This window comes from Nonomuraea basaltis (assembly GCF_005893125.1).
Classification (GTDB): Bacteria; Actinomycetota; Actinomycetes; order Streptosporangiales; family Streptosporangiaceae; genus Nonomuraea; species Nonomuraea basaltis.
This window is the reverse complement of sequence record NZ_VCJS01000606.1, coordinates 1-880: the sequence shown is the minus strand read 5'-3', so window position 1 is coordinate 880 and position 880 is coordinate 1. Positions and strand designations below refer to the sequence as shown.

1 pseudogene is annotated in these 880 nt (G+C 66.1%); it reads left to right on the top strand.

The features are described 5' to 3' along the window. A pseudogene (locus EJK15_RS69640) lies at window positions 1-880 on the top strand (DNA-directed RNA polymerase subunit beta); the annotation flags it as partial.

Genomic DNA, 880 nt, shown 5'->3' with positions numbered 1-880 from the left:
CCAAGCGGTACGACCTGGCCAAGGTGGGTCGCTACAAGATCAACAAGAAGCTCGGGGTCGACTCGGAGATCTCTCAGGGCACGCTCACCGAGGACGACATCGTCGCCACCATCGAATACATCGTCCGCTTGCACGCGGGCGAGGAGTCGATGCCGGGCGCCAACGGCGAGATCATCGTCGAGGTCGACGACATCGACCACTTCGGCAACCGCCGCCTGCGCAGCGTCGGCGAGCTGATCCAGAACCAGGTCCGCCTGGGTCTGGCCCGCATGGAGCGCGTCGTCCGCGAGCGGATGACCACGCAGGACGTCGAGGCGATCACGCCGCAGACCCTGATCAACATCCGCCCGGTCGTGGCGTCGATCAAGGAGTTCTTCGGCACCTCGCAGCTGTCGCAGTTCATGGACCAGACCAACCCGCTGGCCGGTCTGACGCACAAGCGGCGTCTGTCCGCGCTCGGTCCCGGTGGTCTGTCGCGTGAGCGGGCCGGCTTCGAGGTCCGTGACGTGCACCCGTCCCACTATGGCCGGATGTGCCCGATCGAGACGCCTGAAGGGCCGAACATCGGTCTGATCGGCTCGCTGGCCTCCTACGGCCGGATCAACGCCTTCGGCTTCGTCGAGACGCCTTACCGCAAGGTCATCGACGGCAAGGCGACCGACCAGATCGACTACCTGACCGCCGACGAGGAAGACCGTTTCGTCAAGGCGCAGGCCAACACGATCCTCAACCCCGACGGGTCGTTCGCCGACGCCCGGGTCCTGGTCCGCACCAAGGGTGGTGAGACCGAGCTGGCCCGTGCCGAGGAGGTCGACTACATCGACGTGTCGCCGCGCCAGATGGTGTCGGTGGCCACCGCGATGATCCCCTTCCTCGAGCA